Genomic DNA, 15,224 nt, shown 5'->3' on the forward strand with positions numbered 1-15,224 from the left:
GGGCTGGGATTCAGTGGGTGCTGGGCAGCAGGCGGTTGTAGCGGTCGTCGAAGGCTTCCGTGACCTGCAAGGGCCGGGGGATCAACCGCGCCTCGGCGAAGGCGTCGGCCAGGCGCTGCTGCAGGGCGGCGACGCGGCCGTCCAAGGGTACGTACTGCAGGCTCTGTTGCTGCAGCATCTCCTGCACCAGGGGCAACGGCAGGCGGGTAACGCTCGCCAGGTGCTCCGCCCAAGGGCCGGGGTTGGCGGTGGCCCAAGCCTGGGCGCGGGCCAGGCGCTGGACGAAGTCGCCCAGCAGGTCGGCCTTCAGCGGGTCGTTCAGGGCGGCCAGGCTGGCCACGGTGAAGTTGAGCCCGGTCTCCGGCCAGGGGCTGCCATCCACCAGGCGTCGCGCACCCCGGGAAGTGGCCTGGCCGACGAAGGGGTACCACACCGCCCAGGCGTCAAGGCGGCCACTGGCGAAGGCGTTCTGCGCATCCACCGGGCTGGCGTAGAGCACCTGGATATCACTGATCTTCAGTCCCGCGCCGGCCAGCGCGGCCAGCAGCAGGTAATGCCCGCTGGAGCCCTTGGCCACGGCGACGCGCTTGCCCTTGAGTTCGGTAACGCTGTGGAGGGGCGAGTCCGCCGGCACCAGCAGCGCGTTGTTGTTCTGCGCCCCTTCGGCGGCGGCGACGATGCGCACATCGAAGCTGCCCGCCTGGGCGAACACCGGCGGCGCATTGCCTACCACGCCCACATCCACGGCGGCGGCGCTGAGCGCCTCCATCAGGGCCGGGCCGGCGGCGAAGGGGTGCCAGTCGAGCCGGTACGGCAGGTCGCGATCCTCTCCCGCCGCCGCCAGCAGCGCCTGGATCAGGCCACTCTGGTCGCCCACCTCCAGCTCCACGCCGGCCATTTCGGCGGCAGGCCGGGCCGCCAGCGGCGACGGATCGCCATGGGCCAGACCGGCGCACAGCAGGGCGAGCAGGGGCAGGTGCTTGGCAGCGGAAACAAATCGGCGCATCGTCACGGGTCTCCGAATCAAGGTTGGCCCCAGTATGTCGACGCCCCGCGCTCGCCTCCATGTCAAACACCCCACCTTTTCTGCCAGTGCCCAGCCGCGCACGGTGCTGGTCCTGGCCTTCCCCGACGCCCTGCTGCTGAACGCCGCCGGCCCCTTGGAGGTGTTCGCCGCCGCGCCCCGGGTACTCGGCGGCAAGCTCCTGAACAACCCGCCCTACCGCGTGGTGCTGGCCTCCCCCGAGGGCGGTGAGATCGAGACCATCTCCGGCATCCAGGTGGGTACCTGCTCGCTGCAGCAGGTGGCGCGGGAGGTGGAGCGCATCGACACGCTGATCGTCATCGGCGGGCCGGGCGTGTCGCGGTTGGAGGCCGACGCCGAGGTCATCGCCTGGCTGCGCCAGCACGCCCCCGCTGCCCGCCGGCTGTGTTCAGTGGGCACCGGCGCCTTCGCCCTGGCCGCCGCCGGGCTGCTGGACGGGCGCCGCGTGGTGACCCACTGGAAGTTCGCCGATGCGCTGCAACAGAGCTACCCGGCGTTGCGCGTGGTGCACGATGCGCTCTACCTGCACGACGACAACCTGTGGACCTGCGGCGGCGCCTCGGCGGGCATCGACCTCGGCCTCGCCCTGCTGGAACAGGACCTCGGCCCCCATGCCGCTCTGGCGCTGGCGCGCTACTTCACCCTGTTCATCCAGCGCTCGGCCGAGCAGCCGCAGCTCAGCGCCTCACTTAAGGCCCAGAGCGACGCCCTGCGCAGCGACCGCGACCTGCGCCTGGTACGCCTGCACGCCTGGATGGCGGAAAACCTGAACGCCGACCTGCGTGTCGAGCGCCTGGCCGAACATGTCGGCATGAGCCCCCGCCATTTCGCCCGTGCCTATGCAGCCGCCACCGGGTCAACGCCAGCGCAAACCGTCGAGACCCTGCGGCTCGAAGCGGCCTGCCGCCTGCTGGAGACAACCCGGGAACCGATCAAGCGGATTGCCGAAACCACGGGGTTCGGCAGTGAAGAACGCATGCGTCGCAGCTTTCAGCGCCAACTGGGCGATTGTCCACTGGGTTACCGCCGCCAGGCCCGTTCTCGAGGTTCGGCGCCCGGCATCGGGCAAACCGGCTACAGCCATGGCGCACGGCTGTCGATCGCCTTGAACCGACTGGCGCAGTGAAAGCTGCCCGGCCCCATCAGGGTAACACCCGCCCGAGGAGGGTGCGCCTGTCTGGCTGCGCCCTGACCACCGCCGGTATTCATGGCAAAGGAACCCACGGACGCTGGCCGCACTCCTAAGTGTCAGGAAACCCAACAGGAGTTACTGCCATGCGTCGTTCACATTCGTTGCTGCTCGCCGGCCTGTTTCTGGCCGCTGCCACCCAAGCCCATGCCGCCAACCTGCGCGATATCTTGTCGTCCGGGGCGACCACAGCGTCGACCTACCTGACGTTCAAGGACAACAAGATGATCGTCCCCGCCCAGGACGATGCCAGCAGCTACATCGCCAGCAATGGCGAAATCCGCGGCCCGTACCTGGAAGCGGCGCTGCAGAAGATCCGCACCGACAACCCGGATCTGCAAGCCAGCGACATGGAGCTGGCCACCGCGATTCTCACTGCCCAGCAGTGATCGAGCGCTTCACTGCTCCACAGTGACGAAAAAGCCGGCCCTGCAGGCCGTGTGAAAACGTAACGAGCGAAGGTCAGGCAAGGCAAAAACCGACGAGAAAGCGCAGTTTACGAGCTGTAAATGAGCATTTCGAGCCGGTTTTTAACGCCGCATGACCGAGCGCAGTAGTTTTCACACAGTCTGCCTGGCCGGCTTTTTCATGCACCATCACGGCTCAGCCGTCGATGCTCGCCTCGTAGCCGGCGCTGTCCAGCAGCTTCTGCAGCTGCGAGGCATCGCTGGGCTTGAGCTTGAAGAACCAGCTGCCGTATGGGTCGTTGTTGACGCTTTCCGGGCTGTCGGCGAGCGCCTCGTTGATGGCGATCACTTCACCGCCAACTGGCGCGTAGATGTCGGATGCGGCTTTCACCGACTCGACCACACCCGCTTCCTGGCCCGCGTCGAGCACCTTGCCGATTTCCGGCAGTTCGATGAACACCACGTCACCCAGTGCCTCCTGAGCATGATCGGAGATGCCCACGGTCACGCTGCCATCGGCTTCCAGGCGTGCCCATTCATGGCTGGTGGCGTAACGCAGATCGGCGGGGGTAGAGCTCATGTTGTCGTTCCTCATCTGACAGGACGGCGACCGCGCCGTCCGGGGAATTTAGCAGGTGCGTACGGGCCGTGTAAGAGCCTCAGATCAGTACCTTGCCATGGCGTACGAAGCTGGGCTGCACCACGCGCAGCGGGTACCACTTGCCGCGAATCTCCACTTCGGCACGGTCACCGGTTTTCGCCGGCACCCGGGCCAGGGCGATGGACTTGCCCAGGGTCGGCGAGAAGCTGCCGCTGGTGATCTCGCCTTCGCCGATGCCGTCGACGCGCACCACCTGATGGGCGCGCAGCACGCCGCGCTCCTCCAGTACCACGCCGACCAGGCGTGAATGGGTGCCCTCAGCGTGCTGACGCTGCAGCGCTTCACGGCCGATGAAGGCGCGCTCGGCGGGCTCCCATGCCACCGTCCAGGCCAGATTGGAAGCCAGCGGCGAGGATTGCTCGTCCATGTCCTGGCCGTAGAGGTTCAGGCCCGCTTCCAGGCGCAGGGTGTCGCGAGCGCCCAGGCCGATTGGGGAAATGCCGGCACCGACCAGGTCGTTGAAGAGCGCCACGGCTTCGCCGGCCGGCAGCATGATTTCCAGGCCATCCTCGCCGGTGTAGCCGGTACGGGCGATGAACCAGTCGCCATCGGGCAGGCCCTGGAACGGCTTGAGTTCGTGAATCAGACTGGCGCGGGCCTGGCTGACCAGCTCGGCGGTGCGGGCGCGAGCCTTTGGCCCCTGCACGGCGAACATGGCGAACTCGCTGCGCTCGCGCAGTTCGACGGCGAAACCGGTGCTCTGCGTACGCAGCCAGGCCAGGTCCTTGTCGCGGGTGGCCGCATTGACCACCAGGCGGTAGGCCAGTGCCCCAGCCATATCGAGCCGGTAGACGATCAGATCGTCGATCACTGCGCCCTGCTCGTTGAGCATGGCACTGTAGAGAGCCTTGCCCGCGGTTTGCAGGCGACTCACGTCGTTGGCCAACAGGCGTTGCAGGTAACGCTGGGCATCGGCACCCTGTACGTCGACCACGGTCATGTGGGAAACGTCGAAGACCCCACAATCGCGGCGTACCTGGTGATGTTCCTCGACCTGGGAGCCGTAGTGCAGCGGCATGTCCCAGCCGCCGAAGTCGACCATCTTGGCGCCGAGCGCTAGGTGCAGGTCGTAAAGAGGTGTGCGCTGTCCCATGGGATCTCCTTCCGGGCGTTGCTAAGCCGGGGCGCGCGTGAAGTGGGCCATTCCAGATGAATTTGGACATGGCTGCATGGCGGGCCGCAGCGAATGGCGCGCATTGTAGCCGCATGGTCGGGGCGGGTCATCTTGGACATTGGCAGACGGTGTTACAACTGGCCCGGGAATCCCCGATGCGCGGCCTGGCGCCCGCCCGGCAACCGTCTATCCGATTCGCTGTGCAGAACGGCGAATCAGCAGGATTACCGGCAGCAGCCCGACCAGCACCAGAGTCAGCGCCGGCAAGGCGGCACGCGCCCACTCACCTTCGCTGGTCATCTCGAAGATACGCACGGCCAGGGTGTCCCAGCCGAACGGGCGCATCAGCAGGGTGGCCGGCATTTCCTTGAGCACGTCGACGAACACCAGTAGGGCCGCCGACAGCACACCAGGCATCAGCAATGGCAGATACACACGTACGAACAACGGCAGGCCGCCGACACCCAGACTACGCGACGCCTGGGCCAGTGACGGGCGAATGCGCGCCAGGCTGGTTTCCAGCGGCCCGTAGGCCACCGCCAGAAAGCGGATCAGGTAGGCGAGCAGCAACGCGCCCAGGCTGCCCAGCAACAGCGCCTTGCCGGCGCCGCCGAGCCATTTCGACAGGGGAATGACCACGCCGTTGTCCAGGCTACTGAAGGCCAGCATGATCGCCACCGCCAGCATCGATCCCGGCAGCGCGTAACCGAGGTTGGCCAGGCCAACGGTAGCGCCCATCAACCGGGTCGGCACCTGGCGCCGCGCGAAGGCCAGCAGCAAGGCGACCGCTACGGTGATCAGCGCCGCCATGGCGCCCAGGTACAGGGTGTGGAGGATCAGCGCCAGGTAGCGCTCATCGAGATCGAAACGCCCGCGCTGCCAGAACCACACCACCAGCTGCAGCACCGGGATCACGAAGGCGCAGGCGAACACCAGCAGGCACCAGCCGCTGGCCGCCAGCGCGCGCAGACCGGTCAGCCGATACAGTGGGCCGCTGCGCGGTCGCTCGACTGCAGGCCGCACGGCGCCACGGGCGCGGCGCTCGCCGTGAAGCACCAGCATCACCGCGAACAGCAGCAGGCAGGCCAGTTGCGCCGCGCTGCCCAGGCTGTAGAAGCCGTACCAGGTCTTGTAGATGGCCGTGGTGAAGGTATCGAAGTTGAACACCGATACGGCGCCGAAATCGGCCAGGGTTTCCATCAGCGCCAGCGCCAACCCGGCGCCGATGGCCGGCCGCGCCACCGGCAGGGCCACCCGCCAGAACGCCTGCCAGGGCGAGTGACCGAGGGTACGCGCTGCCTCCATCAGGCCCCTGCCCTGAGCCAGGAAGGCATTGCGCGCCAGCAGGTAGACGTAGGGGTAGAACACCAGCACCAGAACGATGATCACGCCGGCCGTCGAGCGTACCCGGGGAAACCGCATGCCGCTGCCGAGCCATTCACGCAGCGCCGTTTGCACCGGCCCGGAGAAATCCAGCAGGCCGACGAACACGAAGGCCAGCACATAGGCAGGAATGGCGAACGGCAGCATCAGCGCCCAGTCCAGCCAGCGTCGGCCGGGAAACTCGCAGAGGCTGGTCAGCCAGGCCAGGCTCACACCCAGCAGCGTCACGCCCAGGCCTACGCCGACTATCAGCGTCAGGGTATTGCCGATCAACCGCGGCAACTGGGTTTGCCACAGGTGCGACCAGATCTGCCGATCCACCTCGTGCCAGCTCGCCAGCAACACCAGCAGCGGCATGAGCACCAGCACGGCGACGGCAAAGGCGATGGGGTACCAGCGACGCTGGGTCGAATAGGCCACGCACACTCCAAAACGCGTAAAGCACGACGCCCCGGACAAGGCCGGGGCGTCGCTTGCAGGCGCCTGGCTGGCCGCTGGCGGCTCGCTCAGGCGCAGCGGTCAGTGATCAGTTCCAGCCAGCGCGATCCATCAGGCGAATGGCTTCGGCCTGGCGCTTGCCGGCCACTTCGACGGCGATGCTGTCCGCCTTGAACTCACCCCAAGAGGCAACCTCGGCCGAAGGCTTCACCTTCGGGTTGGCCGGGAACTCCTTGTTGGCATCGGCGAAGATGTTCTGCGCTTCGGCGCTGGTCATCCACTCGACCAGTTTCTGCGCGGCTTCGGGGTTCGGCGCATGCTTGGTCAAGCCAATGCCGGACAGGTTGACGTGTACGCCGCGATCTTTCTGGTTCGGCCAGAACAGTTTGGCTTTCAGGTCCGGCTTCTGCTCGTGCAGGCGCCCGAAGTAGTAGGTGTTGACGATACCCACGTCGCACTGGCCGGCGGCCACGGCGTTGATGACCGAGTTGTCGTCCGGGAACACGTCGGTCGCCAGGTTGTTGACCCAGCCCTTGACGATCTCTTCGGCTTTGGCTTCGCCGTGGGTCTCGATCAGGGTGGCAGTGAGCGACTGGTTGTAGACCTTCTTGCTGGTACGCAGGCACAGGCGGCCTTCCCAGTTCTTGTCGGCCAGCGCTTCGTAAGTGGTCAGCTCGCCGTCCTTCACCCGCTCCGGCGAGTAGACGATGGTGCGCGCGCGCAGCGACAGGCCAGTCCAGGCACCGCTGGCGGCGCGGTACTGGGCAGGAATGTTGGCGTCGACGACGCTGGACTTCATCGGCTGCAGAATGCCCATCTGCTCGGCTTGCCAGAGGTTGCCGGCGTCGACGGTGATCAGCAGATCAGCCGGAGTGTTCTCGCCCTCGGCCTTGATGCGCTCCATCAGCGGTGCTTCCTTGTCGGTGATGAACTTCACCGCGACGCCGCTCTTGGCGGTGTAGGCGTCGAACACCGGTTTGATCAGCTCGTCGATACGCGAGGAATAGACCACGACTTCATCGGCGGCCTGTACGGCGCTGGCCAGCGTACTGAGGGTGAAAGCGGCGAGAAGCGCACGACGTACCGACATGACAGAGACCTTGTGGAAGATGAAAGAGCGAGGATGATAGTGACTCGCATCTGCACCGCACACCGGAAGCTCGTTGCCAGATATTACAGCGTCATCAGGCCTTCGCCAGGTCCGGCAAGTCGCCGCTCAGGCCCAGGGCCTGGCGCACGAACAGCGCCTTGGCGTCTTCCAGGCCGTCGACCAGCTCCAGGCCGGCGTTGCGCGCCAGGCGCAGCGCCAGGGAATCGCTCTGGAACAGGCGCTGGAAGCCTTCCATCGCCGCCATCATCGCCAGGTTGTGGGGCATGCGCCGGCGCTCGTAACGACTCAGCACGCGCTCATCGGCGAGCCGCTCGCCGCGTGCCGCGGCCTGCGCCAGCACTTCGGCGAGCACCGCGGCGTCGAGAAAGCCGAGGTTGACGCCCTGTCCGGCCAGCGGGTGGATGGTATGGGCGGCGTCACCGATCAGTGCCAGCCCCGGCTCCACGTAGCGCTTGGCGTGCCGCTGGCGCAGCGGGATGCACAGGCGGCGATCCACTTGCAGCACCCGGCCCAGGCGGTGCTCGAAGGCCTCGCCGAGGGCAGTGGAAAACCCTTCGTCGTCCAGCGCCATCAGCTGAACGGCATGCTCCGGCGTGGTCGACCAGACGATCGAGCACCAGTGCTCGCCGTCGCGCTCGCCCAGCGGCAGGAAGGCCAGCGGCCCCTCGTCGGTGAAGCGCTGCCAGGCCGTGGCCTGATGGGCGTCGGTACAGCGCACGCTGGTGACGATGGCGTGGTGCAGATAATCCCACTCACGGGTTTCGCAGCCAGCCAGGCGCCGCACCGCTGAATTGGCTCCGTCCGCCGCGATTATCAGGGGCGTACGCAGCTCGCGGCCATCGGCCAGGGTCAGCAGCCAATCATCACCGGAGTGGCGCAGGCGCTCCAGGCGCGCATCGGCCAGGAGACCCACATCGCTGTCATGCAGGCGCTCGAGCAGGGCATCCTGCACCACGCGGTTCTCGACGATATGGCCCAGGGTCGAGGCGTGCACGCTGCCTGCGCTGAAATGGATATGGCCGGTGCCGCTGCCGTCCCAGACATGCATGTCGCGATAGGGGCAGCTGCGCCGCGCCAGCACGCCGGGCCAGGCGCCGAGGCGTTCGAGGATGCGCTGGCTGGCCATCGACAGGGCGCTGACCCGCGGCTCGTAGCTCGCGCTGGCGTCGAACGGCTCGACCCGCATCGGGCCGCCGTCGAGCACCAGGCATTCCAGGCCATGCCCGCGCAAGGCCAGCGCCAGGGCGCTGCCGACCATGCCGGCACCCACGATGATCAGGTCTGCACGCATCTCGTTCATATCCTCAGGCTGCCTGTCGCGCGCGGGGCTTGAGCCGCACGTAAAGCGTCTTGTTGACCCGCGCCACCAGGGTGCCGCTGCCATCGCGCACCTCGACCGGCAATTCGGGCAGGTACTTGTCACCACCGGCGGTGCGCTCGCGTACCTCGTCGATGAAGGCCTGGTCGATGGCGAACGAGGCGAACACCGGCCCGCGGCCCGGCGCAATGAAATCGATGCTGGCGGCCTTGTCCCAGACCACGTAATCGCGGCCCAGGTTCTCCATCAGCATCAGCATGTAGAAGGGATCGGTCATCGAATACAGGCTGCCGCCGAACTGGGTACCCACGTAATTGCGGTTGTACCAGCGCAGCGTCATCCGTACGTCGACCTGGCGGAAGTCCGGGGCGATGCGCCGAATCCACACCCCGGCGCCCAGATAGGGCGGATAGAGGTTCATGATCCAGCGCAGCACACGGGCCTTGCGCGCCAGCCGGCGGGCACTCATTGCGGGTTACCGCGGGTACCCATGCCCATGGCCTGACGTGCGAACCAGCGCTTGGCCGGCGGCAGCAATTCCAGCCCGAGCAGGCCCAGGTTGCGGCCGGCGGCAAGCAGCGCTTGATCGGTGCTGAACAGCCGGGTGACCTGATCGGAAAAGGCCACGGTGCGCGCTTGATCGCCGGCCTGGGTGGCGGCGTAGCGCTGCAGGGTGGTCAGATCGCCCAGCGGCGCCGTGCTTGCCAGCAGCGTATCGGCCAGCGCCCGCACGTCACGCAGCGACAGGTTGAAACCCTGCCCGGCGATCGGATGCAGGCTGTGGGCCGCATTGCCGAGCACCACCAGGTTGGCGCGCACCTGCTCGGCGGCTTCGATCAGCACCAGCGGGTACGGCACCCGTGCGCCAACCTGACGCAGGGCACCGAGGCGATAACCGAAGGCCTGCTGCAGTTCGGCGAGAAAGGCACGCTCATCGAGCTTGAGCAGCCGCTCGACCTCGCGGCTCGGGTGCGTCCATACCAAGGCACAGCGATTATCGGAAAGCGGCAACAGTGCCAGCGGGCCGGATTCGGTGAAACGCTCGAAGGCCTCGCCGCCATGGGCCTGTGATGGCGTGATGTTGGCGATCAGGGCGGTCTGGTCGTACGGTCGCTGATTGACGGCGATACCTAATTGCTCACGCAACGACGAACGCCCGCCATCGGCGAGGATGGCCAGCGAGCAATCGATCAGGGTTTCGTCGTCCAGGGTCAGGCGATAGCCTTCGGCGGTGGGCTCCATGCGCTCGACCTGGGCCGGGCAGCGCCACTGGATCACTTCGGCGTCCAGTGCCTGCCACAGGCAGTGGCCGAGCCAGGCATTCTCCACCACGTACCCGAGGGCCGGCACGTTTTCATGCTCGGCGCTGAGCCGTGCTGCCGCGAAACGCCCGCGGTCGGAGACATGAATGCGTTCGATGGCGGTGGCCTGTTCGGCGATCGCCGGCCACAGGCCGAGGCCTTCGTAGATCAGCCGCGAGCCATAGGAAAGCGCCGTGGAGCGGGCATCGTAACTGGGCTGGTAGCCGTCGCCTGGGGCGAACGGCTCGATCAGCGCGATGCGCCAGCCGCGCTTGCGCGCCTCGCCCTGCAACGCCAGGGCCAGGCTGGCGCCGACCAGCCCGCCACCGATGATCGCCACGTCGATTCGCAGCATGGCCTCAGGCTACCTGCGCACGGGCGGCGGCCATCAGCGCTTCGACCGCGTCGACGGCCTTGGGCACGTCGTTGGTGAGAATCTCGCAACCGGTCTTGGTCACCACCACGTCATCTTCGATGCGCACGCCAATGCCGCGCCATTTCTTGGCGACGTGCTGGTTGTCCGCGGCGATGTAGATACCCGGCTCGACGGTCATCGCCATGCCGACTTCGAGCACGCGCCATTCACCGCCCACCTTGTATTCGCCGACATCGTGCACGTCCATGCCCAGCCAGTGGCCGGCGCGGTGCATGTAGAACGGTTTGTAGGCCTCGGTCGCGATCAGCTCGTCGACGTCGCCTTGCAGCAAACCGAGGTCGACCAGGCCTTTGGTGATGACCCGTACCGTGGCCTCATGGGCTTCGTTCCAGTGGCGGCCCGGCGCGATGAACTTGAAGGCTTCCATATTGGCCGCCAGGACGATCTCGTAGATGGCCTTCTGCTCAGGCGTGAAGGTGCCACTGACCGGGAAGGTGCGGGTAATGTCGCTGGCATAGCAGTCGATCTCGCAACCGGCGTCGATCAGCACCAGGTCGCCGTCCTTGAGCAGCGCATCGTTCTCGCGGTAATGCAGAATGCAGGCATTCTTGCCTGCGGCGACGATGGAGCCGTAGGCCGGCATCTTCGAGCCGCCCTTGCGGAATTCGTAATCGAGCTCCGCCTCCAGGTGATATTCGTAGAGCCCGGCACGGCTGGCCTGCATGGCCTTGATATGGGCGCGGGCGGAAATCTGCGCCGCTTCGCGCATCACCTTCACCTCGCCGGCCGACTTGTACAGGCGCAGGTCGTGCAGGAAGTGGTTGAGGGCGACGAATTCCTTGGGCGGCGACGCGCCCTGGCGCGCCTTGGAGCGGATCACGTTGACCCACTCCATCAGGTGCCGGTCGAACTCCGGGTTGGTGCCCACCGCGTAATAAACGCGCTCACGGCCCTCGATCAGGCCCGGCAGGATGTCGTCGATATCACCGATGGGAAAGGCATCGTCCGCGCCATAGCGGCTGATCGCCCCTTCCTGACCGGCGCGCAAACCGTCCCACAGCTCGCGGTCGGGGTCGCGCTCACGGCAGAACAGCACGTACTCGCCGTGCTCCCGACCAGGAATCAGGGCGATCACCGCCTCGGGCTCGGGAAAGCCGGACAGGTACTGAAAGTCGCTGTCCTGACGGTAGATGTGCTCGACGTCGCGGTTGCGAATGAACACCGGCGCCGCCGGCAGGATGGCGATGCTGTTCGGTTCCATCTGCGCCATCAGCGCCTTGCGACGGCGGGCGTATTCCGCTTTGGAGATGCTGGTCATGGGCAGGCTCGATTCCGGTCGGTGAAGGGCGCGATCAGTGCAGCGAAGGTTTGGGCGCCGGGGCCGCCGGCTTGGCGCACTCGCTGAACAGCAGCAGCGGTGCGACGCGCAGGTACTCCATGACCTCCATGTAATCGTTCTCGCCGTCCTCGGATTCGTCCAGCGCATTCTGCACCTGGGCGATGGCGGACAAATCCTGCAGCACTTCCATGGCTTCGGCGCTCAACGCGGCGTCGCCGACGGTCAGCCCGAAGCCACCGAGAAAGCCCTGGCACCACTGGCCCAGCGCCGCAGCACGCTCGGCCAGGGGCGCCTCGTCAGCGGGCAGCAGCAGGACCACGGTGACGTCGTCACCGGTCAGCTCGCCGCGCACCATTTCTTGCAGGCCGAACAGCGCCTGGCGGACGTTTTCCGGCGGTTCGACACCGAGCAGTTCGGTGGCGTCGACCAGCCAGGGGCCGGCTTCGAAGCCCGCGCCGGCGCAACTGCGCCCCAGCAGCAGCCCGTGCAATTCGGCAGGTGAAACGGAGGCGCCAGCACTGGCGAGCAGGGCGGCGAATGCAGCGTAGGGAGAACTGGAAGTCGGCATCGATCACTAGGCGCCAAGGGGCGCAATCACTAGAATGGAGGCTTTCTATCGTAGGGCCTGTTAACATTTGCGTGCAAGCCGCGTTGCCGCGCAAAAGCTCGCCAGGCTAGGCGGAGGACGCAGGGAATGGTGATCCCTTGCCAAGTCCTCCAACAACGCATGGCGAGCTTTTTCGCGCAACCCGAAGGGCCGGGCTCGTTTTGCCGCGATGCTGCGTTTCTCGCCGGCTCATTTAGCCCACTAAACTTCGCGGCTCGTGCCTTACCTCGCGGCAAAACGAGCGCCGGCGCGGTCGCACGCAAACGTCAACAGGCCCTTTCAATGGCCCACGCCAAAACCATCGGCCGGTTTGCACCGGCGAGCCGCTGGATCTATACACTGCGCACACCCTGCCAAAGCGAGAGCCAATGGAAGACGCCGATCTACACGCCCTGACGGCAAAGCTGGAACTGCTGATCCAGCGCGTCGAGCGACTCAAGGCACAAAACCGTCTCTTGCTGGAAAGCGAGCAGGCGTGGCGCGAAGAACGCGCTCATCTGATCGAAAAGAACGAAATGGCTCGGCACAAGGTCGAATCGATGATTTCGCGCCTCAAAGCCCTGGAGCAGGACTCATGACCCAATCGAATACCGTCACCGTTCAGATTCTGGACAAAGAATATTGCATCGCCTGCCCCGCCGATGAGCGTAGCAACCTGCAAAGCGCCGCCCGTTATCTCGACGGCAAGATGCGGGAGATTCGTAGCGGCGGCAAAGTCATCGGCGCCGACCGCGTAGCCGTGATGGCGGCCCTGAACATCACCCATGATCTGTTGCACAAGCAGCAGAACCTCGACAAGCAGGCCACCGTCACCCGTGACCACGTGCGCGACCTGCTCGGCCGGGTCGACAACGCACTCGACGAAACCGATGGCCGTGGCGCCTGACCAACGGTCGTCCTTTTGCGTTATACTGGCCACAGCTCCCTGGAGTGTGCGCCAGTTGGTTGATGTCCCTGAGCCGATACGCACAACCCCGGGGGTTGTCAGTTGAGGCCGGTGTGCATGTCCGCTTGACGGAAAGCCTTAAGGTTTCCTGCAACCTCCACCTTGAACTTTCGGGTTCAAGGGCTAAACCGACAGCGGCATGCTGGGGAGTCACAAATTTGCAGCCCGCTGCTGGCCCAGGCCAGCAGCGGGCTTTTTGTTGGTGGCGAGCGCTGCTGGACGCAAGGCGCAGTCGTAACAACAAGGGGATCGGCCCATGATCGAAGCCAGCAACCTGACCCGCGCCCAGCTGCGCCGCACGCTGCGCAAAACGCGGCGCGAGCTGCCCAGGGCTGCGCAACGCAAGGCGGCGGCGGCGCTGTATCGCCAGTTGGCCCAGCATCCGATCTTCCGCCGCGCGCGCAGCGTCGCCCTATACCTGGCCAATGACGGCGAAATCGACCCGCATCTGCTGCTCAGAGCCGCCCATGCGCGCGGTAAGCAGGTATTCCTGCCGGTGTTGAAATCCTGGCCACGCACCAGCATGGTGTTCCAGCGCCTGGAGGCGCACGAAAAGCTCGCCACCAATCGTTTCGGCATCCCCGAACCCCGCCGCAACGGCAAGCGCCAGCGCAGGATCTGGACGCTCGATCTGATCCTGCTGCCCCTGGTGGGCTTCGACCGGCACGGCGGTCGCCTTGGCATGGGCGGCGGCTTCTATGATCGCAGCCTGGCGTATCGCGCATGGCGCGAGAATTGGCACAAACCGACCCTGCTCGGGCTGGCCCACGGCTGCCAGCAGGTGGATCGGCTGAGCATGGCCAACTGGGACGTACCGCTGGATGCTACGGTGACCGATGGCGGCTGGTATTAACACGCCGCGCTTAACGCTCGGCTCGAACCGCCTCAGTAACCGGCTTACCCTGCTGCCACTGGCTTTGCGTGTAGCCCGTGGTCACCATGCCAAGGCCGAATACCAGTACCAGCATCTACAACAGATCAGGCTTGCGCCGCATATCACCACTCCCTACCGGATCCCCCGTCACACAGCCCCTGCGGCGCACCGACTCAGAGAGCAACGTTCATGCCCTATTGGCTGATGAAATCCGAACCCGACGAACTGTCCATCCATGACCTGCAGCGCCTGGGCAAAACGCGCTGGGATGGGGTGCGCAACTACCAGGCGCGCAACTTCATCCGCAGCATGCAGGCGGGCGATCAGTTCCTGTTCTATCACTCCAGCTGCCCGCAGCCGGGGGTAGCCGGCATCGCCCGGATCGACGGGGCGCCCTACCCGGACCCCGCTGCGCTGGATCCGCATAGCCACTACTTCGACGCCAAGGCCAGCACCGAGAAGAATCCGTGGACGGCCATCGACGTGAGTTTCGTGGAGGCGTTCAAACAGGTCATCCCGCTCGCCGAACTGAAGGCGCAGACGGCGCTGGCGGAACTCGCGCTGGTGCAGAAAGGCAGTCGCCTGTCGGTGATGCCCGTCACCGAGGCGCAATGGACGGCGATCCTGCTGCTGAGGTGATCAGCCCTGCAGGATCAGGTTGTTGAACAGCAGATCCTCGACCAGTGGCTGGCCTTCCTCGTCGGTGAGCACCTGCTGGACCTGCTTCAGGGCTTCCTGGCGCAACTTTTCCTTGGCGTCGGGGCTGGCCAGGTTCTCTTCGGTCTGCTGGGAAAACAGCATCACCAGCTGATTGCGAATCAGCGGCTCGTGGTGCGTGACCTTGGCTTCGGCATCGGCGCCGGTGACGCGCAGCGCCACGTCAGCCTTGTAGTACTTGAGCTTGGGCCCGGCACCGAAGTTGCCGACCAGCGCCGGCGTCAGGCTGTGATAGATCACCTGTGGTGCGGCACCCTCGCCTTCCTTGTTTTCTTCGTTGGCGAACGCCGGGATCGACAGTGCGCAGGCAAGCAGAAGCGTGATCAGGGTTTTCACAGGGCGATCTCCATGGTGTTGCCCGCAAGCATAGCAACGCCAGACGCAGACCCCAATGCTTA

Annotated in this window: 17 protein-coding genes and 1 other RNA gene; 7 read left to right on the forward strand and 11 right to left on the reverse strand. The window is 65.9% G+C overall.

The genetic code is table 11. The annotated features are described in order from the left end of the window. Nucleotides 1–10: 10 nt before the first annotated feature. Nucleotides 11–1,006 carry an ABC transporter substrate-binding protein gene (locus BVH03_RS18330; protein ID WP_075962497.1) on the reverse strand — a complete coding sequence of 332 codons (996 nt, stop codon included), beginning with the start codon at nt 1,004–1,006 and terminating at the stop codon, nt 11–13. A 34-nt stretch (nt 1,007–1,040) separates the two neighbouring features. Between BVH03_RS18330 and BVH03_RS18335 the strand changes: the two genes are divergently transcribed. Then, on the forward strand, nt 1,041–2,171 hold the full coding sequence (locus tag BVH03_RS18335) for a GlxA family transcriptional regulator (RefSeq protein ID WP_075962498.1): 1,131 nt from the start codon (nt 1,041–1,043) through the stop codon (nt 2,169–2,171). 149 nt (nt 2,172–2,320) lie between these two features. Next, nucleotides 2,321–2,623, forward strand: coding sequence for a DUF2388 domain-containing protein (locus BVH03_RS18340; RefSeq protein WP_075962499.1), 303 nt, complete (start codon nt 2,321–2,323; stop codon nt 2,621–2,623). A gap of 214 nt (nt 2,624–2,837) precedes the next feature. Here BVH03_RS18340 and gcvH read toward each other — a convergent pair whose 3' ends face one another. The 9 genes from gcvH to BVH03_RS18385 form a co-directional block, all read right to left on the reverse strand. Continuing rightward, a complete protein-coding gene (gene gcvH, locus BVH03_RS18345; protein WP_075962500.1) occupies nt 2,838–3,221 on the reverse strand; it encodes a glycine cleavage system protein GcvH in 384 nt (127 codons plus the stop codon). 79 nt (nt 3,222–3,300) lie between these two features. After that, nucleotides 3,301–4,395: a glycine cleavage system aminomethyltransferase GcvT gene (gcvT, locus tag BVH03_RS18350; protein WP_075962501.1), complete on the reverse strand. Its 1,095-nt coding sequence runs from the start codon at nt 4,393–4,395 to the stop codon at nt 3,301–3,303. 207 nt (nt 4,396–4,602) lie between these two features. Then, entirely contained in the window at nt 4,603–6,156 is a 1,554-nt protein-coding gene (locus tag BVH03_RS18355) for an ABC transporter permease (protein ID WP_371915376.1), read from the reverse strand. Nucleotides 6,157–6,325: 169 nt separating this feature from the next. Further along, the gene (locus BVH03_RS18360; protein ID WP_075962503.1) at nt 6,326–7,327 is read right to left on the reverse strand and encodes an extracellular solute-binding protein; all 1,002 of its coding nucleotides are present in this window, start codon (nt 7,325–7,327) and stop codon (nt 6,326–6,328) included. A 94-nt stretch (nt 7,328–7,421) separates the two neighbouring features. Further along, on the reverse strand, nt 7,422–8,639 hold the full coding sequence (locus BVH03_RS18365; RefSeq protein ID WP_075962582.1) for a 2-octaprenyl-3-methyl-6-methoxy-1,4-benzoquinol hydroxylase: 1,218 nt from the start codon (nt 8,637–8,639) through the stop codon (nt 7,422–7,424). 13 nt (nt 8,640–8,652) lie between these two features. Next, complete coding sequence (locus BVH03_RS18370) at nt 8,653–9,135, reverse strand: DUF4442 domain-containing protein (protein ID WP_075962504.1); 483 nt, start codon at nt 9,133–9,135, stop codon at nt 8,653–8,655. After that, nucleotides 9,132–10,322 (reverse strand): 2-octaprenyl-6-methoxyphenyl hydroxylase, encoded by a 1,191-nt coding sequence (gene ubiH, locus BVH03_RS18375; protein WP_075962505.1) that lies wholly within the window; start codon nt 10,320–10,322, stop codon nt 9,132–9,134. The genes BVH03_RS18370 and ubiH overlap by 4 nt, the downstream gene beginning before the upstream one ends. Before the next feature lie 4 nt (nt 10,323–10,326). Next, a complete protein-coding gene (pepP, locus tag BVH03_RS18380) occupies nt 10,327–11,661 on the reverse strand; it encodes a Xaa-Pro aminopeptidase (RefSeq protein ID WP_075962506.1) in 1,335 nt (444 codons plus the stop codon). Nucleotides 11,662–11,695: 34 nt separating this feature from the next. Further along, the gene (locus tag BVH03_RS18385; RefSeq protein WP_075962507.1) at nt 11,696–12,250 is read right to left on the reverse strand and encodes a YecA family protein; all 555 of its coding nucleotides are present in this window, start codon (nt 12,248–12,250) and stop codon (nt 11,696–11,698) included. A 407-nt stretch (nt 12,251–12,657) separates the two neighbouring features. Here BVH03_RS18385 and BVH03_RS18390 point away from each other — a divergent pair, with 407 nt between their 5' ends. From BVH03_RS18390 to BVH03_RS18410, 5 genes are all read left to right on the forward strand, one after another. Beyond that, the gene (locus BVH03_RS18390) at nt 12,658–12,867 is read left to right on the forward strand and encodes a TIGR02449 family protein (protein WP_013789617.1); all 210 of its coding nucleotides are present in this window, start codon (nt 12,658–12,660) and stop codon (nt 12,865–12,867) included. Further along, complete coding sequence (locus tag BVH03_RS18395) at nt 12,864–13,175, forward strand: cell division protein ZapA (RefSeq protein WP_075928651.1); 312 nt, start codon at nt 12,864–12,866, stop codon at nt 13,173–13,175. The genes BVH03_RS18390 and BVH03_RS18395 overlap by 4 nt, the downstream gene beginning before the upstream one ends. Before the next feature lie 33 nt (nt 13,176–13,208). Continuing rightward, nucleotides 13,209–13,388: non-coding RNA, 6S RNA (gene ssrS / locus BVH03_RS18400), on the forward strand. Between the two features lie 103 nt (nt 13,389–13,491). Continuing rightward, nucleotides 13,492–14,088 carry a 5-formyltetrahydrofolate cyclo-ligase gene (locus BVH03_RS18405; RefSeq protein WP_075962508.1) on the forward strand — a complete coding sequence of 199 codons (597 nt, stop codon included), beginning with the start codon at nt 13,492–13,494 and terminating at the stop codon, nt 14,086–14,088. A 210-nt stretch (nt 14,089–14,298) separates the two neighbouring features. After that, entirely contained in the window at nt 14,299–14,748 is a 450-nt protein-coding gene (locus tag BVH03_RS18410; RefSeq protein WP_075962509.1) for an EVE domain-containing protein, read from the forward strand. Here the strand turns inward: BVH03_RS18410 and BVH03_RS18415 are convergent, their stop codons facing one another. Continuing rightward, on the reverse strand, nt 14,749–15,162 hold the full coding sequence (locus tag BVH03_RS18415; protein ID WP_075962510.1) for a flagellar basal body-associated protein FliL: 414 nt from the start codon (nt 15,160–15,162) through the stop codon (nt 14,749–14,751). Nucleotides 15,163–15,224 lie beyond the last annotated feature (62 nt).

It is taken from the genome of Pseudomonas sp. PA15(2017), assembly GCF_001945395.1.
Lineage (GTDB): Bacteria > Pseudomonadota > Gammaproteobacteria > Pseudomonadales > Pseudomonadaceae > Aquipseudomonas.

Bases quoted from the DNA above. Each gene is read 5' to 3' on its own strand.
- gcvH (WP_075962500.1), bottom strand. From the start codon at position 3,221: ATGAGCTCTACCCCCGCCGATCTGCGTTACGCCACCAGCCATGAATGG.
- BVH03_RS18385 (WP_075962507.1), bottom strand. From the start codon at position 12,250: ATGCCGACTTCCAGTTCTCCCTACGCTGCATTCGCCGCCCTGCTCGCC.
- BVH03_RS18405 (WP_075962508.1), top strand. From the start codon at position 13,492: ATGATCGAAGCCAGCAACCTGACCCGCGCCCAGCTGCGCCGCACGCTG.
- ubiH (WP_075962505.1), bottom strand. From the start codon at position 10,322: ATGCTGCGAATCGACGTGGCGATCATCGGTGGCGGGCTGGTCGGCGCC.
- pepP (WP_075962506.1), bottom strand. From the start codon at position 11,661: ATGACCAGCATCTCCAAAGCGGAATACGCCCGCCGTCGCAAGGCGCTG.
- BVH03_RS18370 (WP_075962504.1), bottom strand. From the start codon at position 9,135: ATGAGTGCCCGCCGGCTGGCGCGCAAGGCCCGTGTGCTGCGCTGGATC.
- BVH03_RS18330 (WP_075962497.1), bottom strand. From the start codon at position 1,006: ATGCGCCGATTTGTTTCCGCTGCCAAGCACCTGCCCCTGCTCGCCCTG.
- BVH03_RS18395 (WP_075928651.1), top strand. From the start codon at position 12,864: ATGACCCAATCGAATACCGTCACCGTTCAGATTCTGGACAAAGAATAT.
- gcvT (WP_075962501.1), bottom strand. From the start codon at position 4,395: ATGGGACAGCGCACACCTCTTTACGACCTGCACCTAGCGCTCGGCGCC.
- BVH03_RS18390 (WP_013789617.1), top strand. From the start codon at position 12,658: ATGGAAGACGCCGATCTACACGCCCTGACGGCAAAGCTGGAACTGCTG.
- BVH03_RS18340 (WP_075962499.1), top strand. From the start codon at position 2,321: ATGCGTCGTTCACATTCGTTGCTGCTCGCCGGCCTGTTTCTGGCCGCT.
- BVH03_RS18355 (WP_371915376.1), bottom strand. From the start codon at position 6,156: ATGCCGCTGCTGGTGTTGCTGGCGAGCTGGCACGAGGTGGATCGGCAG.
- BVH03_RS18335 (WP_075962498.1), top strand. From the start codon at position 1,041: ATGTCGACGCCCCGCGCTCGCCTCCATGTCAAACACCCCACCTTTTCT.
- BVH03_RS18410 (WP_075962509.1), top strand. From the start codon at position 14,299: ATGCCCTATTGGCTGATGAAATCCGAACCCGACGAACTGTCCATCCAT.
- BVH03_RS18360 (WP_075962503.1), bottom strand. From the start codon at position 7,327: ATGTCGGTACGTCGTGCGCTTCTCGCCGCTTTCACCCTCAGTACGCTG.
- BVH03_RS18365 (WP_075962582.1), bottom strand. From the start codon at position 8,639: ATGCGTGCAGACCTGATCATCGTGGGTGCCGGCATGGTCGGCAGCGCC.